This window comes from Streptomyces sp. NPDC048419, assembly GCF_043200415.1.
In the GTDB taxonomy this organism is placed as follows: domain Bacteria; phylum Actinomycetota; class Actinomycetes; order Streptomycetales; family Streptomycetaceae; genus Streptomyces.
Window position 1 is genome coordinate 97282 of sequence record NZ_JBICXT010000005.1, and the last position, 23633, is coordinate 120914.

The 23633-nt window shown below is 71.6% G+C and carries 23 protein-coding genes and 2 tRNA genes; 12 read left to right on the forward strand and 13 right to left on the reverse strand.

Features of this window, described 5'->3' with window-relative positions; all coding sequences use genetic code 11:
- Positions 1-110 precede the first annotated feature (110 nt).
- From ACGFYN_RS13225 to ACGFYN_RS13240, 4 genes are all read left to right on the forward strand, one after another.
- Positions 111-2471 (forward strand): ribonucleoside-diphosphate reductase subunit alpha, encoded by a 2361-nt coding sequence (locus ACGFYN_RS13225; protein WP_393865908.1) that lies wholly within the window; start codon positions 111-113, stop codon positions 2469-2471.
- Complete coding sequence (locus tag ACGFYN_RS13230) at positions 2471-3484, forward strand: ribonucleotide-diphosphate reductase subunit beta (RefSeq protein ID WP_393865909.1); 1014 nt, start codon at positions 2471-2473, stop codon at positions 3482-3484. Before ACGFYN_RS13225 ends, ACGFYN_RS13230 begins: the two co-directional genes overlap by 1 nt.
- A 220-nt stretch (positions 3485-3704) precedes the next feature.
- Positions 3705-5753 (forward strand): putative Ig domain-containing protein, encoded by a 2049-nt coding sequence (locus tag ACGFYN_RS13235; RefSeq protein WP_393865910.1) that lies wholly within the window; start codon positions 3705-3707, stop codon positions 5751-5753.
- Positions 5754-5865: 112 nt separating this feature from the next.
- Complete coding sequence (locus tag ACGFYN_RS13240; RefSeq protein WP_393865911.1) at positions 5866-6342, forward strand: hypothetical protein; 477 nt, start codon at positions 5866-5868, stop codon at positions 6340-6342.
- Here the strand turns inward: ACGFYN_RS13240 and ACGFYN_RS13245 are convergent.
- On the reverse strand, positions 6309-6533 hold the full coding sequence (locus ACGFYN_RS13245; protein WP_393865912.1) for a hypothetical protein: 225 nt from the start codon (positions 6531-6533) through the stop codon (positions 6309-6311). The genes ACGFYN_RS13240 and ACGFYN_RS13245 overlap by 34 nt on opposite strands.
- Positions 6534-6626: 93 nt before the next feature.
- Here ACGFYN_RS13245 and ACGFYN_RS13250 point away from each other — a divergent pair, with 93 nt between their 5' ends.
- Positions 6627-7592, forward strand: a complete 966-nt coding sequence (locus ACGFYN_RS13250) for a GlxA family transcriptional regulator (protein WP_393865913.1) — start codon at positions 6627-6629, stop codon at positions 7590-7592.
- Positions 7593-7597: 5 nt separating this feature from the next.
- Here ACGFYN_RS13250 and def read toward each other — a convergent pair whose 3' ends face one another.
- The 8 genes from def to ACGFYN_RS13290 form a co-directional block, all read right to left on the reverse strand.
- A complete protein-coding gene (gene def, locus ACGFYN_RS13255) occupies positions 7598-8248 on the reverse strand; it encodes a peptide deformylase (RefSeq protein WP_393865914.1) in 651 nt (216 codons plus the stop codon).
- A 74-nt stretch (positions 8249-8322) separates the two neighbouring features.
- On the reverse strand, positions 8323-9303 hold the full coding sequence (locus ACGFYN_RS13260; RefSeq protein ID WP_393865915.1) for a tetratricopeptide repeat protein: 981 nt from the start codon (positions 9301-9303) through the stop codon (positions 8323-8325).
- 108 nt (positions 9304-9411) lie between these two features.
- The gene (locus ACGFYN_RS13265; RefSeq protein WP_393865916.1) at positions 9412-10653 is read right to left on the reverse strand and encodes an HD-GYP domain-containing protein; all 1242 of its coding nucleotides are present in this window, start codon (positions 10651-10653) and stop codon (positions 9412-9414) included.
- Positions 10650-11960 (reverse strand): HD-GYP domain-containing protein, encoded by a 1311-nt coding sequence (locus tag ACGFYN_RS13270; protein WP_393865917.1) that lies wholly within the window; start codon positions 11958-11960, stop codon positions 10650-10652. The genes ACGFYN_RS13265 and ACGFYN_RS13270 overlap by 4 nt, the downstream gene beginning before the upstream one ends.
- Before the next feature lie 151 nt (positions 11961-12111).
- Positions 12112-12414, reverse strand: a complete 303-nt coding sequence (gene rsrA / locus ACGFYN_RS13275; protein ID WP_393865918.1) for a mycothiol system anti-sigma-R factor — start codon at positions 12412-12414, stop codon at positions 12112-12114.
- On the reverse strand, positions 12411-13094 hold the full coding sequence (gene sigR, locus ACGFYN_RS13280) for an RNA polymerase sigma factor SigR (protein ID WP_393865919.1): 684 nt from the start codon (positions 13092-13094) through the stop codon (positions 12411-12413). Before sigR ends, rsrA begins: the two co-directional genes overlap by 4 nt.
- 257 nt (positions 13095-13351) lie before the next feature.
- The gene (locus ACGFYN_RS13285; RefSeq protein ID WP_393866256.1) at positions 13352-13981 is read right to left on the reverse strand and encodes an alpha/beta family hydrolase; all 630 of its coding nucleotides are present in this window, start codon (positions 13979-13981) and stop codon (positions 13352-13354) included.
- Positions 13982-14000: 19 nt separating this feature from the next.
- Positions 14001-14816: an SOS response-associated peptidase gene (locus ACGFYN_RS13290; RefSeq protein ID WP_393865920.1), complete on the reverse strand. Its 816-nt coding sequence runs from the start codon at positions 14814-14816 to the stop codon at positions 14001-14003.
- A gap of 50 nt (positions 14817-14866) precedes the next feature.
- On the opposite strand from ACGFYN_RS13290, the gene ACGFYN_RS13295 reads away from it, so the two are divergent.
- From ACGFYN_RS13295 to ACGFYN_RS13310, 4 genes are all read left to right on the forward strand, one after another.
- On the forward strand, positions 14867-15586 hold the full coding sequence (locus tag ACGFYN_RS13295; protein WP_393865921.1) for a M50 family metallopeptidase: 720 nt from the start codon (positions 14867-14869) through the stop codon (positions 15584-15586).
- A 52-nt stretch (positions 15587-15638) separates the two neighbouring features.
- The gene (gene aroA, locus ACGFYN_RS13300) at positions 15639-16955 is read left to right on the forward strand and encodes a 3-phosphoshikimate 1-carboxyvinyltransferase (RefSeq protein WP_393865922.1); all 1317 of its coding nucleotides are present in this window, start codon (positions 15639-15641) and stop codon (positions 16953-16955) included.
- Positions 16956-16968: 13 nt separating this feature from the next.
- Complete coding sequence (rsgA, locus tag ACGFYN_RS13305; RefSeq protein WP_393865923.1) at positions 16969-17979, forward strand: ribosome small subunit-dependent GTPase A; 1011 nt, start codon at positions 16969-16971, stop codon at positions 17977-17979.
- A gap of 91 nt (positions 17980-18070) precedes the next feature.
- The gene (locus ACGFYN_RS13310; protein ID WP_393865924.1) at positions 18071-18394 is read left to right on the forward strand and encodes a DMT family transporter; all 324 of its coding nucleotides are present in this window, start codon (positions 18071-18073) and stop codon (positions 18392-18394) included.
- Positions 18395-18453: 59 nt separating this feature from the next.
- On the opposite strand, the gene ACGFYN_RS13315 is transcribed toward ACGFYN_RS13310, so the two are convergent.
- Positions 18454-19080, reverse strand: coding sequence for a TetR/AcrR family transcriptional regulator (locus ACGFYN_RS13315; protein ID WP_393865925.1), 627 nt, complete (start codon positions 19078-19080; stop codon positions 18454-18456).
- Between the two features lie 190 nt (positions 19081-19270).
- On the opposite strand from ACGFYN_RS13315, the gene hisN reads away from it, so the two are divergent.
- The 3 genes from hisN to ACGFYN_RS13330 all read left to right on the forward strand — a co-directional run bounded on the left by hisN (position 19271) and on the right by ACGFYN_RS13330 (position 21172).
- The gene (hisN, locus tag ACGFYN_RS13320; protein ID WP_393865926.1) at positions 19271-20071 is read left to right on the forward strand and encodes a histidinol-phosphatase; all 801 of its coding nucleotides are present in this window, start codon (positions 19271-19273) and stop codon (positions 20069-20071) included.
- A gap of 178 nt (positions 20072-20249) precedes the next feature.
- A complete protein-coding gene (locus ACGFYN_RS13325) occupies positions 20250-20642 on the forward strand; it encodes a cyclic nucleotide-binding/CBS domain-containing protein (protein WP_393865927.1) in 393 nt (130 codons plus the stop codon).
- A gap of 113 nt (positions 20643-20755) precedes the next feature.
- Positions 20756-21172, forward strand: coding sequence for a Fur family transcriptional regulator (locus ACGFYN_RS13330; protein ID WP_393865928.1), 417 nt, complete (start codon positions 20756-20758; stop codon positions 21170-21172).
- Between the two features lie 192 nt (positions 21173-21364).
- Here the strand turns inward: ACGFYN_RS13330 and ACGFYN_RS13335 are convergent.
- The 3 genes from ACGFYN_RS13335 to ACGFYN_RS13345 form a co-directional block, all read right to left on the reverse strand.
- Positions 21365-21438: transfer RNA gene (locus ACGFYN_RS13335), tRNA-Met, on the reverse strand.
- Between the two features lie 89 nt (positions 21439-21527).
- Positions 21528-23348: a sel1 repeat family protein gene (locus tag ACGFYN_RS13340; RefSeq protein WP_393865929.1), complete on the reverse strand. Its 1821-nt coding sequence runs from the start codon at positions 23346-23348 to the stop codon at positions 21528-21530.
- A gap of 204 nt (positions 23349-23552) precedes the next feature.
- Positions 23553-23626 (reverse strand) — tRNA-Met (locus tag ACGFYN_RS13345).
- Between the last annotated feature and the right edge of the window lie 7 nt (positions 23627-23633).

The following is a 23633-nucleotide window of genomic DNA, read 5'->3' on the forward strand; positions in this document are numbered from 1 at the left end:
TCCGACGTCCGGGCCTCGCGGAATGGGCCGGTGGACGCGGCGCCGTCGTGCGCTCGTGGCTGCCCCCTGCCCTCCGCAAGGCCCCCGTGCCGAGCGAGGGAGAGCCCCACGTGACCATCGCGCCAGCCGAACCGGCTTCAGCGACACCGTCTGCGACAGCCGCCGACGACGGTCCCGGTGCCGCACTGCTGCGGACCCTGACCGAGCTGACCGCCGACCTCCCCGACGCCGACCCCGGACGGGTCGCCGCCGCCGCGCTGCGCGGACGCTCCGCGCGGGCGGACGAGACGGAACTGCGCGAGCTGGCCACGGAGTCGGCCGCCGGCCTCATCTCGGAGGACCCCGCCTACTCGCGGCTGGCCGCGCGTCTGCTGACGATCTCCATCGCCGCGGAGGCCGCCTCGCAGGGCGTCACGTGCTTCACCGAGTCGGTCGCCGTCGGGCACCGCGAGGGGCTCATCGCCGACCGCACGGCGGAGTTCGCCCGTCTGCACGCCGCCCGTCTCGACGCGCTCGTGGATCCCCAGGGGGACGACCGCTTCGGCTACTTCGGCCTGCGCACCCTGCACAGCCGCTACCTGCTGCGGCACCCCATCACCCGCAAGGTGATCGAGACGCCGCAGCACTTCATGCTGCGGGTGGCCGCCGGCCTCGCCGAGGACGACACCGTGCGCTCCGTCGACGAAGTCGCCGCGCTCTACGGCCTGATGAGCCGCCTCGACTACCTGCCCTCCTCCCCCACGCTCTTCAACTCCGGTACGCGCCACCCCCAGATGTCGTCCTGCTACCTCCTCGACTCCCCCAAGGACGAGCTGGACTCCATCTACGAGCGCTACCACCAGGTCGCCCGTCTCTCGAAGCACGCCGGCGGCATCGGGCTCGCGTACTCCCGTATCCGCTCCCGGGGTTCGCTGATCCGCGGCACCAACGGGCACTCCAACGGCATCGTCCCGTTCCTGAAGACCCTGGACGCCTCGGTCGCCGCCGTGAACCAGGGTGGCCGGCGCAAGGGCGCGGCCGCGGTCTACCTGGAGACCTGGCACCTGGACATCGAGGAGTTCCTGGAGCTGCGCGACAACACCGGCGAGGACGCCCGCCGTACGCACAATCTGAACCTCGCGCACTGGATCCCGGACGAGTTCATGCGCCGGGTCGACTCCGACGCCGTGTGGTCGCTGTTCTCCCCGGCGGACGTGCCGGAGCTGGTCGACCTGTGGGGCGAGGAGTTCGACGCCGCGTACCGCGCGGCGGAGAACGCGGGCCTGGCGCGAAAGACCGTCCCGGCCCGCGAGCTCTACGGCCGCATGATGCGCACCCTCGCCCAGACCGGCAACGGCTGGATGACCTTCAAGGACGCCGCCAACCGCACCGCGAACCAGACGGCCGAGCCGGGCCGCGTCGTCCACTCCTCCAACCTCTGCACGGAGATCCTGGAGGTCACGGACGACGGCGAGACCGCGGTCTGCAACCTGGGCTCGGTGAACCTGGGCGCCTTCGTCCAGGACGGCGAACTGGACTGGGAGCGGCTGGACGAGACCGTCCGCACGGCCGTCACCTTCCTGGACCGGGTGGTCGACATCAACTTCTACCCGACCGAGCAGGCCGGCCGCTCCAACGCACGCTGGCGCCCCGTCGGCCTCGGCGCGATGGGCCTGCAGGACGTCTTCTTCAAGTTGCGCCTGCCCTTCGACTCCCCCGAGGCCAAGGCGCTGTCCACCCGGATCGCCGAGCGCATCATGCTCGCCGCCTACGAGGCCTCCGCCGACCTCGCCGAGCGGAGCGGCCCGCTGCCGGCCTGGGAGCAGACCCGTACGGCCCGCGGCGTCCTGCACCCCGACCACTACGGCGTGGAGCCGGCCTGGCCGGAGCGCTGGGCTGCGCTCCGGGAGCGTGTCGCCACCGTCGGCCTGCGCAACTCCCTGCTCCTCGCCATCGCGCCGACCGCCACCATCGCGTCCATCGCCGGCGTGTACGAGTGCATCGAGCCGCAGGTGTCGAACCTCTTCAAGCGCGAGACCCTGTCCGGTGAATTCCTGCAGGTGAACTCGTACTTGGTGAACGACCTGAAGGAACTCGGCGTCTGGGACGCCCGCACCCGCGAGGCGCTGCGGGAGGCCAGCGGCTCCGTGCAGGACGTCGCCTGGATCCCCGAGGACGTACGACGCCTGTACCGCACGGCGTGGGAGATCCCGCAGCGCGGCCTGATCGACATGGCGGCGGCGCGCACCCCGTACCTGGACCAGTCGCAGTCCCTGAACCTCTTCCTGGAGACGCCGACGATCGGCAAGCTCTCCTCGATGTACGCGTACGCCTGGAAACAGGGTCTGAAGACGACGTACTACCTGCGTTCGCGCCCGGCGACCCGTATCGCCCGCGCGGCCCGCGCCGCCGTCCCCGTCCAGCAGGCCGCCGACCCCGAGGCGGTCGCCTGTTCCCTGGAAAACCCCGAGTCCTGCGAGGCCTGCCAGTAATGACCAGCCGTAACACCAACCTTCTCGACCCGGGCTTCGAACTGACCCTGCGTCCCATGCGCTACCCGGACTTCTACGAGCGCTACCGGGACGCCATCAAGAACACCTGGACCGTGGAGGAGGTCGACCTCCACTCGGACGTCGCCGACCTCGCCAAGCTCAGCCCCGCCGAGCAGCATCTGATCGGCCGGCTGGTCGCCTTCTTCGCCACGGGCGACTCGATCGTGGCGAACAACCTGGTGCTGACGCTCTACAAGCACATCAACTCCCCCGAGGCACGGCTCTACCTGAGCCGCCAGCTCTTCGAGGAGGCCGTGCACGTCCAGTTCTATCTGACGCTCCTGGACACCTACCTCCCGGACCCGGAGGACCGCACGGCGGCCTTCGCGGCGGTGGAGAACATCCCCTCCATCCGCGAGAAGGCCGGGTTCTGCTTCAAGTGGATCGACTCGGTGGACAAGCTGGACCGCCTGGAGTCGAAGGCCGACCGCCGCCGCTTCCTGCTCAACCTCGTCTGCTTCGCCGCGTGCATCGAGGGCCTGTTCTTCTACGGCGCCTTCGCCTACGTGTACTGGTTCCGCAGCCGCGGCCTGCTGCACGGCCTCGCCACCGGCACCAACTGGGTGTTCCGCGACGAGACGATGCACATGTCCTTCGCCTTCGACGTGGTCGACACCGTCCGCAAGGAGGAGCCGGAGCTCTTCGACGACGAGCTCCAGCAGGAGGTGACGGACATGCTGCGCGAGGCCGTCGAGGCCGAGCTGCAGTTCGCCCGCGACCTGTGCGGTGACGGCCTGCCCGGCATGAACACCGACTCGATGCGCCAGTACCTCGAGTGCGTCGCCGACCAGCGCCTGACCCGCCTCGGCTTCGCCCCGGTGTACGGCAGCGAGAACCCCTTCTCCTTCATGGAGTTGCAGGGCGTGCAGGAGCTGACCAACTTCTTCGAGCGGCGCCCCTCGGCGTACCAGGTGGCCGTGGAGGGCACGGTCGACCTCGACGAGGACTTCTGACGCCAGGTCCCGGGGCGGCCCATGGAGCTTCCATGGGCCGCCCATGGACCATCTATGGAGCGGCAAAGTTATGGGAGCCGCTCTGGTTCAGCCTCCCGAACCGGGACTACGTTCTCGCCGTCAAAGTGTCATGCCCGCGACGACACCGCCGCCGCTACGCGCGTCACAGGCCTGCCATCAGCGTCGAGAACCCCACTCCAACGACGGAGGCAGCACCCCCATGCGTGAGAAGCCCAGACGGAGCCTGCGAAGACTCCTCGCCACCGCCATACCCGCCCTCGCCCTCGGTCTCGCCGGACTCGTAGCAGTACCGGCACACGCGGCGCCCGCGGTCTCGCACACCTCCCATGTCGCGCAGAACGCGAAAGCCCTCACCTCCCCCGACCGGCAGACCTTCCACTCGACCGGCAAGGCCGGCCAGAAGGTGCCGACCGCCCACCTGTGCGCCACGGCCGCTCCCGGTCACGCGTCCTGCTTCGCCCAGCGCCGCACCGACATCAAGCAGCGGCTGGCCTCCGCGCTCGCCGCGGCCGCGCCCTCCGGACTCAGCCCGGCCAACCTGCACAGCGCCTACAACCTGCCCTCGACGGGCGGTTCGGGCCTGACGGTCGCCGTCGTCGACGCCTACAACGACCCCAACGCCGCGTCGGACCTCGCGACCTACCGCTCGCAGTACGGCCTGTCCTCCTGCACCAAGGCCAACGGCTGCTTCAAGCAGGTCAGCCAGACCGGCTCCACCACCTCGCTGCCGACCAACGACACCGGCTGGGCGGGCGAGGAGGCGCTGGACATCGACATGGTCAGCGCGGTCTGCCCGAACTGCAGCATCATCCTGGTCGAGGCGAACTCCGCGAACGACACCGACCTCGGCACCGCCGAGAACGAGGCCGTCTCCCTCGGCGCCAAGTTCGTCTCCAACAGCTGGGGCGGCGACGAGGCCTCCTCGCAGACCGGTGAGGACACCTCGTACTTCAAGCACCCGGGTGTCGCGATCACCGTCTCCGCGGGCGACTCCGGCTACGGCGCCGAGTACCCGGCGACCTCCCAGTACGTGACCGCCGTAGGCGGCACCGCGCTCTCCACCTCCTCCAACTCCCGCGGCTGGACGGAGTCCGTGTGGAAGACGAGCAGCACGGAGGGCACCGGCTCCGGCTGCTCCGCGTACGACCCCAAGCCGAGCTGGCAGACCGACAGCGGCTGCAGCAAGCGCATGGAGGCCGACGTCTCCGCGGTCGCCGACCCGGCCACCGGCGTGGCCGTCTACGACACCTACGGCGGCTCCGGCTGGGCCGTCTACGGCGGCACGAGCGCCTCGTCGCCGATCATCGCCGGCGTCTACGCGCTGGCCGGCACCCCGGGCTCCGCGGACTACCCGGCGAAGTACCCCTACAGCCACACGAGCAACCTGTACGACGTGACCAGCGGCAACAACGGCTCCTGCTCCACGTCGTACTTCTGCACCGCGGCCACCGGCTACGACGGCCCGACCGGCTGGGGCACCCCCAACGGCACCACCGCCTTCACCACCGGCACCAGCTCCGGCAACACGGTGACGGTCACCAACCCGGGCAGCCAGTCCACCGCGACCGGCAGCTCGGCCAGTCTGCAGATCAGCGCGTCCGACAGCGCGGGCGCCGCGCTCACCTACAGCGCCACCGGCCTGCCGACCGGGCTGTCCGTCAACAGCTCGACCGGCCTGATCTCCGGCACGGCGTCCACGGCGGGCACCTACCAGGTCACCGTCACCGCGAAGGACAGCACGGGCGCCTCGGGCTCGACCTCCTTCACCTGGACGGTCAGCACCTCGGGCGGCGGCACCTGCACCTCGGCCCAGCTGCTGAGCAACCCGGGCTTCGAGTCCGGCAACACCGGCTGGACGGCGTCGAGCGGGGTCATCACCACCGACACCGGTGAGGCCGCGCACGGCGGTTCGTACAAGGCCTGGCTCGACGGCTACGGCACCACCCACACCGACACCCTGTCCCAGTCGGTGACCGTACCCACCGGCTGCAAGGCGACGCTCACCTTCTACCTGCACATCGACACGTCGGAGAGCGGCAGCACCGCCTACGACAAGCTGACGGTCACCGCCGGATCCAAGACCCTGGCGACGTACTCCAACGTCAACGCCGCCTCCGGGTACGCCCAGAAGTCCTTCGACCTCTCCTCGTACGCGGGCTCGACCGTCACCGTGAAGTTCAGCGGTGCCGAGGACTCCTCCCTGCAGACCAGCTTCGTCGTCGACGACACCGCCGTCACGACCAGCTGACCAACAGCACGACCCGGGCCCCGGCCGCCGCCTTCGCGGTCGGGGCTCCGGCGTGCGACGGGGCGTGGATCCGGGCGGGCCGGTGACACGTCAGAGGGGAGAGGAGGCCCCCATGCGCCGAACGATCCCCCACACGACCCTCGCACTCGCCGCGCTCACTCTCGTCCTCGCCGGCTGCGGCGGTCAGTCCGACAACGGCAAGGGCGGCAGCAGCGTGTCGTCCTCCCCCACCCCCACGACAAGTCCGTCCACCGGCCCGACGGGCAGTCCCACCGGATGTGCGGCGGCGGCCGCGCTCGCCGCCCGCGACAGCGGCCGCACCGTGTGCCTGGCCGTCGGAGAGACGCTCCGCGTCAGCCTGGACGGCACCGCCGAACGGCCCTGGAAGCCGCTCGCCGTCAAGGGCTCCGGTCTCGAGGCCGCCAACAGCGGCATCGTCCTGCGGCCCGGCGACGCGAGCGCCGCCTACAAGGCCGTCGCGGCAGGAAAGACCCGGCTCCAGTCCACGCGGCCCCTGTGTGCCGCGCAGACCGGCCGGGTCTCGTGCCTGGGTATTCAGGAGTGGTGGGTCACCGTGGTGGTGAGGTAGCGCCGCGCGCGGGCGGGGCGCCCGGTCGGCCCGAGCACCTCCGGCTCGCGGCGCCCTCGTCCGGCCTCACGGATCTGCCGGTCGATACGACGGTCGCGCACGATGCCGATCACCGACGGGAGAACCATCAGGACGAGGATTCCGAGAACGGTCAGCATTCCGATCAGTCCTTCGATGTGTGCCGTATCCATAGACACCACTGTCGCGCTGTTAGCTCCTTACAAACAGTGGCAGGACTGCCGTAGACCCTCGATTTACTGCCAATGGCGAGGCACACTGGAGAGATGCTGCAGAATGTCGCCGCCGTCGTCCTGGACGGCGTGAATCCCTTCGAACTGGCCGTCGTATGCGAGGTGTTCGGCATCGATCGCAGCGACGACGGACTGCCCGTGTACGACTTCGCGGTCGCCTCGGCCGAGGGGCCGCTGCTGAACACGCGCGCGGGCTTCTCCATGAACGTCGAGCACGGTCTGGAGCGGCTGGAGGAGGCCGATCTGATCGCCGTGCCCGCCGGCGCCCGCTATGGGAGCCGGGAGTTCCCGCCCGAGCTGCTCGACGCGCTGCGCCGCGGGGTCGGGCGCGGCGCCCGGGTGCTCAGTGTCTGCTCCGGCGTCTTCGCGCTCGCCGCGGCCGGACTGCTGGACGACCGCCGCTGCGCCGTGCACTGGCACGACGCGGACCAGCTGGCCCGCGCGTATCCGCGGCTGAGCGTCGAACCGGACGTCCTGTACGTCGACGAGGACCCGGTGATCACCTCCGCGGGCACCGCCGCCGGCATCGACGCCTGTCTGCACATCGTGCGCAAGGAGCAGGGCCCGGAGGTCGCCAACAAGATCGCCCGGCGCATGGTGGTGCCGCCGCACCGCGACGGCGGGCAGGCCCAGTACATCGAGCGTCCGCTGCCCCGGTCGCACGGCGACACCGTCGCCGAGGTGCTGGTGTGGATGGAACGGCATCTCGACGAGGACGTCACGGTCGAGCAGCTCGCGGCCCGCGCCCACATGTCGCCGCGCACCTTCGCCCGCCGCTTCCAGCAGGAGACAGGCACCACTCCCTACCGCTGGATCCTGCGGCAACGGGTGCTGCTGGCCCAGCGGTTGCTGGAGGGGACGGACGAGACGGTGGACGCGATCGCCTGGCGGGCCGGGTTCGGCAACGCGGCGGCGCTGCGCCACCAGTTCGTCCAGGCGATCGGGACCACGCCGAACGCCTACCGGCGCACCTTCAGGGGCCCCGAGGCGGCCGCCTGACGGCGTCAGTCGTTGGCGACCACGGGGTAGCGGGGCTCGTTCTCCGCCATCTGCCGCAGCGCGTCCTTGCGTTCACGCTTGGAGAGGCGGTCGATGTAGAGGTAGCCGTAGAGGTGGTCGGTCTCGTGCTGGAGGCACCGGGCGAAGTAGCCGGTGCCGCGGACCTTGATCGGGTTGCCCTTCTCGTCCTGCCCGATGACCTCGGCGTAGTCGGGGCGGGCCAGCGGCGCGTACGCCGTCGGCACGGACAGGCAGCCCTCGTTGCTGTCGTCCAGCCGGCGCCGCTCCGCGGGCAGGTCCACCAGCTTGGGGTTGCAGACGACGCCGACGTGCCGCATGCCCTCGTCATCGCCGCAGTCGTAGACGAAGACCTTCAGATCGACGCCGATCTGGTTCGCGGCCAGGCCCACGCCCTCGGCGGTGCGCTGCGAGGCGAACATGTCCGCCACCAGCTGCTCCAGCTCGGGGCCGAACTCCGTGACGTCCCTGCACTCCTTGTGCAGCACCGGGTTGCCGACGACCGTGATCGGCCGCGAGGTGCCCCGCTCGCGCAAGGCGGCCTCGCGCTCCTCGGGCTCCTGGGTGTCGATGACGAAGCCCTCGTCGTCCACGGGGAGCACGCCCGCGTGCTGCTGATCGGTGTCCTGCTGCGCCATGACCGACGATGCCTTCCTGCAACCATGAGAAATCTGCGGGTACAGCCTAAAGGGAGTTCCGCAGGGAGTTCCGGTCAGCAGACTTCTTCGAGGTCACGCCAGTCCCGCGAGTCCGGGCTGTCGGCGACCCACCCGTCCAGCAACCCCCGCACCAGTGCGGCCGGGGCGGCCACGCCGCACTCCCGCTCCGGCACCCACAGCTGTCCGTCCGTCCGGTGCCCCAGCGGCCCCGGATGCCCCGGCTCACTGTGGTCGTGCGGGTCCAGGTGCTCGCCGTCTCCCTCGTCGGACGGCATCCGTGACTCGGAGCAGGTCCGGCACAGCAGCCGTACGGAGGACGACCAGTCCTCGGCGGCGAAGCCCGCGTCGGCCGCGAGCTGCTCCAGGGCGTCCCGGTCCGCCTCCGTGGCGGCCTCCAGCAGCACCACCCAGGTCGGCACGGGCGAGGGCGCCCACAGCTCGATCTCGTCGAAGACCGGGTAGGAGTGGCCGGCCGCGGTGGTCCGCTCGCCGTGCGGCACCCCGTCGTGCAGCACGACCTCGCCCCAGCGCCGCCCGGAGGACGGCAGCGGGATCGACAGCACCTCGATCCGGGCGGGGTCCAGGCGCCGGCCCCACACCACCTCGGCCTCCCCCTCGGGGGACAGCCGTACGGCCGCGCTGCCCAGGTCCATGCCCACGGGCTCACCGGCCGCGGTGCCCGCGCCCGGCACCTGGAGCCCGTACGCCTGCCAGGCCCGCCGGGCCAGCGGCCAGTCCTGGAGGGCGGTGGCCGCGATGCCGACGTTCCACCAGTCGGGCGCCCCGGTCTCCCGGTCCAGCAGCGCGACGGCACGCAGTCCGGCCGCGCGCGCCTGCTCCCAGTCGTGCCGGAACTTGTGCAGCAGGGCGAGGTTGAACCAGGACTCCGACAGCCAGGGCTCCAGGTCGGCGGCACGTGTCAGCAGCGCGCCCGCGTCCTCGTACCGGCCATCGCCGATCAGGGTGAACGCGCGGTCTGTGGCCTGCCGCCAGGAGGCGGAGGGCCGGTGCCGTCCCTTGCCGAAGATCCTCACGATTCCCGCCTGCCAGTTCCTTGGAGTGGGCTGGCTAGTGCTGCCCCCGGACACCCTCTCATTCGCATCCAACCACGTACGGCTGGAAGGCCGCTCATTACCCATGGGTTACCCAGCCGAAGGCAAGGTCAGACTGTCTCTTGCCAGTACCCGGGCGAGCGATTCCACCACTTCGGGTGCGTACTCCTCCGCCGTGGCGAGCCGCAGTTCCTCCAGGGCCGTGAGGGGGCCGCCGGGCCCGGCGTCGCGCGCCTTCTCCTCGTAGGCGTTCACGGCCCGCACGATCCGCGCGGCGACGGGCTGGTCCCGGTAGGGGTCGGCCTGCCGCTCGACGACCACGGCGACCGCCGCGTCGACCCCGGTCTGGCGCACGACGGCCCCGCCGAGCAGGGCGATCCGCTGCTGCTCGGCGCAGGGCAGCACCGCGGTGGCGCCGGCCGGCACCGGGTCGACCAGGCTGAGCTGGCCGATGTCGTGCATCAGGGCCGCGTACTCCAGCACGGTCAGCTCGGGCCGGGTGAGCCCGAGGTCCCGCCCGACCGCGCGGCTGAGGCCCGCCACCCGCCGGGCGTGCCCCGCGGGGGTGTAGCCGGCTATCTCGGTGGCACGGGCGAGGGAGGCGATGGTCTGCCGGTAGGTGGTCCGCACCGCGGCGTAACGGCGGAAGGACAGCTGGGTGAGCAGCAGCGGCAGGGAGAACACGGGCAGCGCCCACAGTCCTGCGACGGCGACCGCGAGCGCCATCACCGCGCCCGTGGCACACACGGCCGAGCCGATACCGAGGAGGGCGTGCAGTTCGTCACGCAGCAGCGGGCCGAAGGGCCAACGGGTGCGGGCGTGCGCGAGCGCGGCGGCGAGCACGGCGTCGCACAGCGCGGTGAGAGCGAGCAGGGCCAGGAGCAGCAGCGCGTACGCCGGGCCGTGCCAGGCGTCGAACACGCCCCGGCTGTACAGGGGTTGGAAGCAGACGGCGGCGAATCCGACGGTGAGGACGCGCCGCGCGAGGTGGTCGAGCACCGGCCCCTGCCCCCGCGCGACGTGCGGCACGCTGCCGAGCAGGGCGGCCGCGAGGACGACGGCGACGACCTGCATGACGCCGTGGTGCGTGGGCAGCCCGGCGTCCTCTCCGAGCAGCGCGTACGACAGCGCCCCGGCGGCCCCGAGCGGTGCGGCCTCCCTGACCCGGGCGCCGGTCCAGCGGCTGAGCTCCCCGGCGGTGACGAGCACGCCGAAGGCGAGCGCGGTGGGCCGCTCCTGGAGGCCGGTACGGCAGGTGACGACGAGGGAGCCCGCGGCGAGAACGGCGGCAGTGGTGTGGATGAGGACCGTCAGCGGTGCACGGCGGCTCATCGATGGGCTCTCGGGCGGTCGGCGACGGGCGCCGCCGGTTGCGGGACGTGCGGCTGCTCCTGTGCGGTGACCGACGGATGCCAGCCGTGGCGGCACAGCGCCCGCACCAGTGCGGTGACCATCCGCGGGTCGAACTGCGAGCCCGCGCACCGCTGGAGCTCCTCCAGCGCGAGGGCCACCGGCCGGGCCCGCCGGTAGGAGCGTGTGGACGTCATCGCGTCGAAGGCGTCCGCCACGGCCACCACCCGCGCCGACTCCGGGATCTGCACGCCCACCAGCCCGTACGGGTAGCCGCTGCCGTCCAGCCGCTCGTGGTGGTGCAGGACGGCGGCGCGGGCCTCGCCCAGAAAACCGATTCCGCGCACCATCTCGTGGCCGTACTCGGGATGCAGCTCGATCACCCGCCGCTCCTCGGGAGTCAGCGGTCCGTCCTTGCGCAACAGCCGTGTGGGGACGCCGAGTTTGCCCACGTCGTGCAGGATCCCCGCGAACCGCAGCACCTCGGTGCGCTCGTCGTCCAGGCCGAGCTCACGCGCGATCATCATCGAGGCCTGGCCGACGCGTTCGCTGTGGCCGCGGGTGTACTCGTCCTTGATGTCGACGGCCTGCACGAGCGCGCGGATGGTGGCCTGGTGGGCGGCGCGCTCACGGTGGGACTGCGCGAAGGCCCACCAGGACACGCACATCGGCAGCAGCACGAGCAGCGCGGCGACGGGGCCGTAGGGGCTGCGCCACAGGACGGCCATCATGAGCCCGGCGAGCCCGTGCACGGCCACCGGCGCGAGGGAGCGCACGAACAGTCCGCGCCAGGCCCGGCTGAGCGGCACGCCCTCGGCGAGCGCGCGGATCCCGCCGTCCAGGGCGGTCAGCACCAGGCAGAACGTGAGCACCGCGGCACCGGCGGGCACCAGCACGTACGGGAAGTCGGAGGCCACGACCGCGTCCCGGCCGCCCAGCGACCAGTGCACCCGGCTCGCGGCCCAGACGGCGAGCACCAGTTGGGCGGCCCGCCAGATCCGGCGCACCTGCCGCGGCCGCTGCTCGACTCTGGAGAGCAGCACCCCCGGCAGCGCGACCAGGGCGGCGGCCGGCGGTGGCAGCAGGAAGGCCCCGGCGAGGAGCACGGGGTAGAACGTTCCGGCAAAGCGCCGGCGGGCGGCGGCCTGCTCGCAGCAGGCGTAGAGCGCGGCCAGCAGTGCGACCGCCCACCAGGGGGTACGTGTATCGGGCAGCGGGAGCAGGCACAGGAGAGCGCCCACGATCGTGCAGGCCACGTACGCACGTGCCCGGGCCGGAACCGCCTCCATCACGCCCCTCCACCGGCCGATGCTGCTCAGGCTGAGGAGCGTAAGGGGGCTGGAGGGGGCCGCGGGGCCAGGAACGGTGGATTAGCACGTTCGAGTGACGGCAGCCCGTTCCAGGCGCGCCCGGCGGGAGTGGCGTGCGTGCGGCGGGAGTTCAGGACTCCTGCGGCGACGCGGTGATGTCGTGCTCGGGGACGGCCTGGCCGGAGCGGATCAGGTCGATCCGCCCCATGACCTTGGACCTCAGGTCCGTCGGCACGTCGTCATGCCCGCAGCAGCGCTTCACGAGCTTCTTCACGGCCTGCTCCAGGCCGTACTTCTCGAGGCACGGCGAGCACTCCTTGAAGTGCTGCTTGAACTTGTCGCGATCGACGTCCGGCATCTCACTGTCGAGGAACTCGTAGAGATGATCGAGGACCTCACTGCAGTCCGTCTCGTGCGGCTCTCCGCAGCTCATGAGCCCGAGCCTTTCGCTTCGTTCGACTCTCCAGCGCCGGCCGGGACCAGCCCGCGCTCACGGGCGTAGTCCTCGAGCATGCCGCGCAGTTGACGGCGGCCCCGGTGCAGCCGGGACATCACCGTACCGATGGGTGTCCCCATGATGTCCGCGATCTCCTTGTACGCAAAGCCCTCTACGTCGGCGAGGTAGACGGCGATGCGGAACTCCTCGGGGATCGCCTGGAGTGCTTCCTTCACGTCCGAGTCCGGCAGGTGGTCGAGCGCCTGCGACTCCGCGGAGCGCAGACCGGTCGACATGTGCGACTCGGCGCGCGCGAGCTGCCAGTCCTCGATCTCCTCGGCCGCGGAGCGCTGGGGTTCACGCTGCTTCTTGCGGTACGAGTTGATGAAGGTGTTGGTGAGAATGCGGTACAGCCACGCCTTGAGGTTGGTGCCCTCGCGGAACTGGTGGAAGGACGCGTACGCCTTCGCGTACGTCTCCTGCACCAGGTCCTCGGCATCCGCCGGGTTGCGCGTCATGCGCAGCGCGGCCGAGTACATCTGGTCGAGGAATTCGAGCGCGTCCCGCTCGAAGCGCGCGGTGCGCTCCGCGGTCGACTCCGCACTGGCGCCCTGGCCCTCGGGCAGCTCCGCCTGGCCGTTGTCGGTCCCTGCGTCGGTACCGGTGACCGGACCCACCTCCTCAAGATTGCGGGTAGCGCCGAAACCGACGCCACCAGAATCGGAGGATAGACGACGACCCGTCCCCGCCGCCCCTCGAATAGGGGTGGTCTTGGCCGCAGTCAGCACCGTCCAGTCCAGGTCAGTGCGGCTGCTGCGGCTCGGGCATGCGGTCGAACCCATGCGGCTGACTTCCTCTCCCACGACGTCGGTGCTGGTGTCTCAGCACTTCTGCCCCGCACAACAGAGGTCCGGTCCGCAACATTCCCGGGCCGTCACAGCAGTGACCCGGTCCACTTCACGACCGCGTCCGTGATGACCGCCACGGCCTCGTCCTGGGTGATGTCCGCCTTCTTCGGCACCGCGAAGCCGTGATCGCCGTACGGCACCTCGGTGAACTCGTAGGTCCCGTCGGGGAACTCCTCCGGCTTCCCGAAGGGGTCGTTCCCGCCCTGGACGACGAGGGTGGGCACCCCGGAGCCGAGCAGTTCGCCGGCGCGGGACTTCTCCGGGCGGCCCGGCGGGTGCAGCGGGAAGCTGAGGGCGAGGACGGCGCGCGCGCCGAGCTCGGTGGCCGTACGGCAGGCGACGCGGGCGCCGGCGCTGCGGCCGCCGGAGACCACCGGCAGGCCGGGGCGGGTCACTGCGGGCCAGATGCCGCGCCAGCCGGCGTCCAGGGTCTTCGGCGGCGTCGCGAGCCTCTTGCCGGCCACCCGCCAGGGCTGCTCCACGAGGGCGACGCTCACGCCGTGCCGCGGCAGCACCTCGGCCAGGGCCCGCAGGTCCCGCGCCTCGATGCCGCCGCCGGCGCCGTGGCTCACGGCCAGCACGAGCCGTGCCTGCCGGGCCGGGTGCCAGGTGATGCGGGCGTCCCCCGCCTCCGTGCCAATGATCTCGGTCGTCACGTCAGAAGAGGTCGTCACGTCAGAAGAGTGTGCCCTCTTCCGGCCCTTCCAGCTCCTTCAGCAGCTCCGGGCCGTTGTTGCGGACGTTGCTGACGGCCGTGGAGACGGGGTAGGCGCGCATCAGGCCGGGCGGCGGCGGGGCCAGCAGCTCGCGCAGGCCGTCGAGGTCGGTGCGGGAGGGGTCGAGCCAGGAGTCCCAGCGGTCCGGGGTGAGCATCAGCGGCATCCGGGGGTGGATCTCGGACAGCGTGCGCGGTCCCTCGGCCGGGGACACGGCGAGCGGGCTCGTCTCCGCCTCCGTGGTGACGACGGAGCAGGTCACCCACCAGGCCTGCGGGTGGTCGTCCGGCAGGGTCTTGTCCCGCCAGAACTCGTACAGCCCGGCCATCGCGAAGACCGAGCCGTCGGCGGGCAGCACGAAGTAGGGCTGCTTGCGCGGCCGCTTCTTCTTCCCCTCGACCTCCAGATCGCGCTCCTGGGTGCCGGTGACCCACTCGTAGTAGCCGTCGGCGGGGATGATGCAGCGGCGTGAGGAGAAGGCCCGCTTGTACGACGGCTTCTCGTGGACGGTCTCCGCACGGGCGTTGATCATCCGGGCGCCGCCCTCGGGCGTCTTCGACCAGCTCGGCACCAGCCCCCACTTGAGCTTGCGGAGCTGGCGAACCGGCCGCGGGTCCTCCACGTCCTTAAGAGGGCGGTCGAGAACGGCGTAGACCTCCTTGGTCGGGGCGACGTTGTAGTCGGGCGCCAGGGTCTCCTCGGGCTCCCACGTCTCGATCTCAAAGATTCCTGCGAGATCCTCTGGCCTACGACTCGCTGCATACCGTCCGCACATACGTGCCACACTGCCAGATCCGCCGAGAGCTACGGGAGCCAAAGCCACCGATGGACAGCACCGCCTCCTCACTCGCCTCCCTGTGGGACCGGGTCTTCGGCACCCAGCCCGACCCCGATCTGTGGGTGGTGTTCGCGACGCTGGTCGCTGCCGTCGCCGTGACCGTCCCGCACAACGTCTGGCGCCTCTCGCGCAACGCCATCACCATCGCGCACGAGGGCGGCCACGGCCTGACGGCGCTGCTCACCGGACGCCAGCTCACGGGCATACGGCTGCACTCCGACACCAGCGGCCTCACCGTCAGCCGCGGCAAGCCGCACGGGCTCGGCATGATCCTCACCGCGGCCGCCGGCTACACCGCTCCCCCGCTCCTCGGCCTCGGCGGCGCCGTCCTGCTCGCCGCCGGCCACATCACGCTGCTCCTGTGGCTGGCGACCGCCCTGCTCGTGGCGATGCTGGTGATGATCCGCAACGCGTACGGCGCCCTGACCGTGATCGTCGCCGGTGGCACCTTCCTCCTGGTGTCGTGGCTGGCGGGCCCCCAGGTACAGGCGGCGTTCGCGTACGCGGTGGTCTGGTTCCTGCTCGTGGGCGGCGTACGTCCGGCCTTCGAGCTCCAGGCGAAGCGCAGCCGCGGGGGCGCGGGCGACTCCGACGCGGACCAGCTCTCGCGCCTGACACACGTACCGGCCGGGTTGTGGCTCTTCTTCTTCCACGCGGTGTCGCTGTGCTCGCTGATAGGCGGGGGACGCTGGCTGCTCGAGGTGTGACCAGCCCCAACGGCGCAGCACCGGACACACCGCCTCCTTATAAAGTGGGCCCATGGCCCCACAAGACGCACGTACCGCCCTCTGGCCCGCCCCCCATGCGAGCGGAGCCGTCGACGCGACGGTCCACGTACCGGGGTCCAAGTCGGTCACCAACCGCGCCCTCGTCCTCGCCGCCCTGGCGAGCGAGCCGGGCTGGCTGCGCCGTCCCCTGCGCTCCCGCGACACCCTGCTGATGGCCGGCGCCCTGCGCACCATGGGCGTCGACATCGTCGAGGGCGTCGGCCCGGACGGCACGGGCGAGACCTGGCGGGTCCTGCCCACCGGCCTGCGCGGTCCGGCCACGGTCGACGTCGGCAACGCCGGCACGGTCATGCGCTTCCTGCCCCCGGTCGCCGCGCTCGCCGACGGCCCGGTCCGCTTCGACGGCGACCCGAGGTCCTACGAGCGCCCCCTGAACGGCGTGATCGACGCCCTGCGCGTGCTCGGCGCCCGCATCGACGACGACGGCCGTGGCGCGCTGCCGCTGACGGTGCACGGCGGCGGGGCGCTGGACGGCGGTCCGGTGGAGATCGACGCGTCCTCCTCGTCCCAGTTCGTGAGCGCCCTCCTGCTGTCCGGCCCGCGCTTCAACCAGGGCGTGGAGGTCCGCCACACCGGCTCCTCCCTGCCCTCGCTCCCCCACATCCGCATGACCGTCGACATGCTGCGCGCGGTCGGCGCCCAGGTGGACACCCCGGAGTCGGGCGGCGAGCCGAACGTGTGGCGGGTGACGCCGGGCGCGCTGCTCGGGAGGGACCTGACCATCGAGCCCGACCTGTCCAACGCCCAGCCCTTCCTGGCCGCGGCCCTGGTGACCGGCGGCAAGGTCGTGATCCCCGACTGGCCGGCCCGCACCACGCAGCCCGGCGACAAGCTGCGGGAGATCTTCACCGAAATGGGCGGTTCCTGCGAACTGACCGAGTACGGACTGGAGTTCACCGGTTCGGGTGCCGTTCACGGTATCGATGTGGACCTGGGCGAGGTGGGTGAGCTGACCCCGGGCGTCGCGGCGGTCGCGGCCCTCGCGGACTCCCCCTCCACCCTGCGGAACGTGGCCCATCTGCGGCTGCACGAGACGGACCGCCTGGCCGCGCTCACCAAGGAGATCAACGAGCTCGGCGGCGACGTCACCGAGACCGCCGACGGCCTGCAGATCCGCCCGCGCCGCCTGCACGGCGGCATCTTCCACACCTACGAGGACCACCGCATGGCGACCGCCGGCGCGATCATCGGCCTCGTGGTCGAGGGCGTGCAGATCGAGAACGTGGCGACGACGGCGAAGACCTTGCCGGAATTCCCCGAAATGTGGACCGGAATGCTCGGGGCCTAGGGGCGTTACGAACATGCGCCGCTACGGCAAGCACACCGACGAGGACGACATCCGCAGCCGCCCCAACCGCAAGGGCAACCGGCCGCGCTCCAACATCCGCCCCAAGCACGAGGACGCGGCCGAGGGCATGGTCCTCACCGTCGACCGCGGGCGGCTGACCTGCCTGGTCGAGGACCGGATCGTGCTGGCGATGAAGGCCCGGGAACTCGGCCGCAAGGCCGCGGTGGTCGGCGACCGGGTCGCCCTCGTGGGCGATCTGTCCGGCAAGAAGGACACCCTCGCGCGCATCGTCCGCATCGAGCCGCGCAGCTCGGTGCTGCGCCGCACGGCGGACGACGACGACCCGTACGAGCGCGTGGTCGTCGCCAACGCCGACCAGCTCGCCATCGTCGTCGCCCTCGCCGACCCCGAGCCCCACCCGCGCCTCATCGACCGCTGCCTGGTCGCGGCGTACGACGGCGGCCTGGACCCCCTGCTGGTCATGACCAAGTCGGACCTCGCCCCGCCGGACAAACTCCTCGAGCTCTACGGCGACCTCGACATCCCCTACGTCGTCACCAGCCGCGAGGACCTGGAGAACGGCGGCGCGGCGGACCGCGCGCGCGAGCAACTCGACGGTCTGGTCACGGCGTTCGTCGGTCACTCCGGCGTCGGCAAGACGACGCTCGTCAACGCCCTGGTCCCTGAGGAGCGGCGCCGGCTGACCGGCCATGTGAACGCGGTGACGGGCCGCGGCCGCCACACCACCACGTCCGCGCTGGCGCTCCCCCTGAGCGGGGACGACGGCTGGGTGGTCGACACCCCGGGCATCCGGTCCTTCGGCCTGGCCCACGTCGACCCGTCCCGGGTCATCCACGCCTTCCCGGACCTCGAAGCAGGCACGGCCGACTGCCCGCGCGCGTGCAGTCACGACGAGCCGGACTGCGCGCTGGACGCCTGGGTGGCCGAGGGCCACGCGGACCCGGCCCGGCTGTACTCGCTGCGCCGGCTGCTGGCGACCCGGGAGCGCCGGGAGGGCGACTGACCCACGGGCGTGTGACCACCGCGTTGTTTGCGTTGACGCGGGTCCGGTAAGTGCATAATCGCACCCAGCCGGACCTACGGGAGGACAGCACATGGCGTGGCTGCTGGTGGTGGTGGCCGGGTTGCTCGAGACCGGTTTCGCCGTGTGCCTCAAGCTCTCGCACGGGTTCACGCGGCTGTGGCCCACGATCGCGTTCTGCATATTCGCGCTCGGCAGCTTCGGCCTGCTGACCCTGTCCCTGAGAAAGCTCGACGTCGGCCCCGCCTACGCCGTGTGGACCGGCATCGGCGCGGCGGGCACCGCGATCTACGGCATGATCTTCCTGGGCGACCTGGTCTCCACCCTCAAGCTCATCTCGATCAGCCTGGTCATCGTGGGCGTGATCGGCCTGCAGCTGTCGGGCTCGGCGCACTGAGGGGTCTCTGACGATTCCCGTCGTCCGCCCGCGGGGCAGGCGGGAATTGCCAGACCCCCCTAGGCACGCCCTGCGTCGGGAACCGCCTGCGGCCGGGGCAGCGCCGTGCGGACCAGGTCCGCGACGCCTCCCTCGCCCGGCGGGGCCGCCACGCAGGACAGGGCGATCCGCACCACCAGCTCGCAGGAGCGGGCCAGTTCCGCGGTGTCCGACTTGAGCGCCCCGGGCCCCGACAGCACGGCCACGGCCCGGTCACGGACCATCGCCACGAAGTCGCCCGGCGACGGCAGCGGGCCGTCCGCCCGCCGCTGCGCCGGCACCGCCGAGGAGGACGGGACCGCGGACAGCGTCGGAGAGGGCAGGCGCTCGCTCCAGCAGCCGGTCAGCATGGCCCGTACCAGTGCGTTGTCGCGGGCGGTGAAGGCGGTCCACTCGGCCGTCGCGGTCAGCCGCTCCCGGGCGTCGCCGTGCGTGGCGAGCGCGCGCTCGACTCCGGCGAGATACGCGTCCGCCTCCCTTCTGACCAGGGCCCGGGCGAGACCTTCCTTGCTGCCGAACTCGTTGTAGAGCGTCTGACGGGACACTCCCGCCACCGCGGCGACGTCGACCATCCGCACGGCGGACCACGCTCGGCGCGCCAGCGCCGTGTACGCGGCGTCCAGTAGGGATTCCCGCGCTGCAGGCATCATCGCCTCCCAGGGGCGAGCGGCTCTGCGCCCAGATTTGACGCGCCCGGGGGCACTGTCAAGGGTTCGCGAGGGCGCGCGGGGGGCGCCCTTCGGCCACCGTGTGCCGTCGAGATGCCGACAATGTGCCGCCAAACCGTAAGCGGGGGCCGCTGGCCCCCTCCCAACCTCGGTGGATAGCGTTCGTTCCATGCCGGACTACCTCGACGACCTCCGCTTCGCCCACGTCCTCGCCGACGCCGCGGACGCGACCACCATGAACCGCTTCAAGGCGCTCGACCTCAAGGTCGAGACGAAGCCGGACATGACCCCGGTGAGCGAGGCGGACAAGGCGGCGGAAGAACTCATCCGCGGCCAGCTCCAGCGCGCCCGCCCACGCGACGCGGTGCTCGGCGAGGAGTACGGCCTGGAGGGCACCGGCCCGCGCCGGTGGGTGGTCGACCCCATCGACGGCACCAAGAACTACGTCCGCGGCGTCCCGGTGTGGGCCACCCTGATCTCCCTGATGGAGGCGGGCGAGACCGGTTTCCAGCCGGTCGTCGGCGTGGTCTCCGCTCCGGCCCTGGGCCGCCGCTGGTGGGCCGCGAAGGGGCACGGCGCGTTCTCCGGCCGCAGCCTCTCCTCGGCCTCCCGCCTGCACGTCTCCCGCGTCTCGAAGCTGACGGACGCCTCCTTCGCGTACTCCTCGCTGACCGGCTGGGAGGACCAGGGCCGGCTCAGCGGCTTCCTGGACCTGTCCCGCGAGGTGTGGCGCACGCGCGCGTACGGCGACTTCTGGCCCTACATGATGGTCGCCGAGGGCTCGATCGACATCTGCGCCGAACCGGAACTCTCCCTCTGGGACATGGCCGCCAACGCTGTCATCGTCACCGAGGCGGGCGGCACCTTCACCGGCCTCGACGGCCACCCGGGCCCGCACAGCGGCAGCGCGGCCGCGTCGAACGGCCTGCTGCACGACGAGTTGCTGGGGTATCTCAATCAGCGCTACTGAGAAGCACGAGGTCACTCCGCACGCCCTGAACTGGACGCACGCGCCCTCTTGTTGACCCGTGCTTTACCTGCGACTCTGAGAGTCCCCCCACTTGTGAACTTGTGAATTCCTGAACTAGCGGCCCGGGAGACCGGGATCCGCCGGTCACCGGGGATTCCCTAGGAGGTGGCTCCAGTCCATGCTCGTCCGCGACGCCATGAGCACGGTGGTCCTCACCATCGGCCCTGCCCACACCCTCCGACAGTCCGCCGCCCTGATGTCCGCCCGTAGGGTCGGCGCGGCCGTGGTCCTCGATCCCGACGCCGGTGGCATCGGGATTCTCACCGAACGAGACATCCTCAACTCCGTCGGCCTCGGCCAGGACCCGGACACCGAACGCGCCCACGCCCACACCACCACCGACGTCGTCTTCGCCGCCCCGTCCTGGACGCTGGAGGAGGCGGCCCACGCCATGGCCCACGGTGGATTCCGCCACCTCATCGTCCTCGACCGCGGCGAGCCCGCCGGAATCGTCTCCGTCCGCGACATCATCCGCTGCTGGGCACCGGTACGGCAGCACGTGCCCGCCTGAGCACGCAGGGGGACCCTGATCAGGCCAGACAAGTTGGACTCTGTCCAAGTCGAGCAGAGATCCAAAATCACACCTGTTCGGAAAATGGTCCCCCTGCTGTTAGGCTGGGCCGCATGAGCGACCTTCTGGAACGGCTGCGCGGACGCGGATGGCGCATGACCGCGCAGCGGCGCGTCGTGGCCGAGGTTCTCGACGGCGACCACGTCCATATGACGGCCGACGAGGTCCACACCCGGGCCGTCGCCAAGCTGCCCGAGATCTCCCGGGCGACCGTCTACAACACGCTGGGCGAGCTGGTCTCCCTCGGCGAGGTCCTCGAGGTCTCCACCGACAAGCGCGCCAAGCGGTACGACCCGAACGCGCACCGGCCGCACCATCACCTGGTCTGCGCCCGTTGCGGCGCGATCCGCGACGTCCGTCCCGGCGGCAACCCGCTCGCCGACCTCCCCGACTCGGAGCGCTTCGGCTTCGCGGTCTCGGACGTCGAGGTGACCTACCGCGGCGTCTGCCCGGACTGCGCGACGGCCTGAAGACCGGCCCGAGAGCTTCACGGAAGCCCCGGCACCCCTTGAGGTGCCGGGGCTTCCTGTTACCCACGGGCCTGACGCTGCGTACGGGCCTCACACTGCCCGCGGGCAGTGTGACCTGCGAACACAGCACCGCGACCTGCGAACACACCGAGGGCCGGAACCCGTTTCTGGGTTCCGGCCCTCGGCCTTCAGTAGCGGGGACAGGATTTGAACCTGCGACCTCTGGGTTATGAGCCCAGCGAGCTACCGAGCTGCTCCACCCCGCGTCGATGAACGCAACGTTACGTCAAGGACGTGACCAGAGGCAAATCCTTAAGAACGCACGTCCAGGAGCCGCCCGCGACACCGGCGACGGCTAGGCCGACAGCTCCTGGCGCAGCGCGTCCCGCAGCCGGGCCGCACGCTGCGACACCTCCGCAGGCCCCAGCGTGACCGCGCGGTCCGCCCAGCGCTGCCCCTCGGCCAGCTCACCCCGACGCGCGTAGACCAGGGCCAGGCGGAGCGCCGCCCGTCCGTGACCGGCGTCGGCGGCCCGGGTCCACCACACGGCGGCCTCGGGCTCGCTGCCCTCGCGGGCCAGCAGCAGTCCCAGGTTGAAGGCGCCGTTGCGGGACCCGGCCTCGGCCGCCTCCCGGTACCAGCGGGCCGCCTCCACCACGTCCCCGCGGGCCGCCGCCAGCATGCCGACCCGCACCTGCGCGCGCCGGTGCCCCTGGGTGGCCGCCCGCTCGTACCACTCCTCGCACTCGGTCCGCTCATGCGCGGGCTCCCCCAGCTCGTGCGCGGGCTCGGGCGGCCGGCGGGCGTCCAGGACGGTCGCCAGCCGGTACGCGGCCTCCGCACTGCCGCCTCCCGCCGCACACCGCAGATGCCGCTCCGCCGCCTGCTCTTCGCCGTCCCGCAGCCGGGCGATGCCGACCTGGAGCGCCGCTTCCGTGTGCCCGGCGGCCGCGGCGCGCTCGTACCACCGGAGCGCGGCCGCGGCGTCCTCGTCGGTGCTGCGTCCGGCGTGCAGGATCCCCAGGTTGAACGCCGCGTCCACGCTCCCGGCCTCGGCCGCCTTGGAGAACCACGGCTCGGCGCCGGTGGTGTCCCCGCCCTGCAGCAACAGGATCGCGAGCGCGTTGGCCGCCTCGCGGTGCCCGGCGTACGCGGCCCTGCGGTACCACTGCTCGGCCTGCGCGGTCCGCCCCTGCTCGGCGCAGAGCAGCCCGAGGTTGTACGCACCGTTGTCGTCCCCGGCATCCATCGCCGCCCGGTACCAGCGCTCGGCGGTCTGCGTCTCGCCGCGCTCGGCGTGCAGCGCACCGAGCGCGTTGGCGGCGTTGCCGTCGCCGTCCTGGGCGGCCCTGAGCCACCACACGGCGGCACTCTCGGTGTCACCGGCGTCCCGCAGCAGGAAGCCGAGCGCGCACGCGGCGCGCGCCTCCCCGTCCTTGGCGGACGTCAGGTACCAGCGGCCGGCCTCCTTGAGCTCGCCGCGCCGCTCCAGGATCGCGCCGAGGTGCAGCGCGGCCCGCCGGTGCCCGCGCGCGGCGGCCTGCCGGTAGAACTGCTCGGCCTCGACCGGGAGTTCGACACCGTTGTCACCCCCGCTCTCGCCCTCGAGCGCCGCACGGCGATCGAGGGCGCGCGCCAGCCGGTACGCCGCCTCACGGTGCCCGTGCTCGGCGGCCGTCCGCATCCACTCCTCGGCCCCGGCGTCCCCGCGGTGTTCCAGCAGATCGGCCAGCGCGTAGGCGCCCAGGGCGTGCCCCTGCTCGGCGGACTGGCGCAGCCAGTACTCGGCGGCCGGCTCGTCCCCGCGCTCGCGGTGATGGCGGCCCAGCGCGTGCGCGGCCGCCGCGGATCCGGCGACGGCGGCGATCCGCCACCAGCCGGCGGCCTCGTCGGCGTACCCGCGCTGATGGAGAAGGACTCCCAGGTTGTTGGCGGCGGCGCGGTCACCGGCCGCCGTGGCGGCACGCAGCTGGGGCTCGGCTCCGTCGAGATCACCGCGGCGCAGCAGCATGGCCCCGAGGACACTCATCGCCTCGACGTCGCCGGCCTCGGCGGCAAGTCGACGGCGAACTTCCTCGACGGCCTCCTCAGCCACCTCCCCGGCTTCGTCCGGTTCGGGAGGCTGCACAAATCGCCCTGTCTCGAACAGAGTTGCCTTGTCCCCCATAACGTCCATCGTCGCACCACCTGCAACCCGGGTACACCTGGTATACCGCAGCCAGTGAGGTCACTTCAGCGTTTTGTCGACATGCCCACAGAGAGACAAGTCAAACACAGATCGCTCAACTCCCCGAGGGGGCACGGCGGTACCTCGCACCGGCACATGCGTTCGCACATCACGAAGGCCCGGATCCTTAAGGATCCGGGCCTTCGACTTCAGTAGCGGGGACAGGATTTGAACCTGCGACCTCTGGGTTATGAGCCCAGCGAGCTACCGAGCTGCTCCACCCCGCGTCGTTGT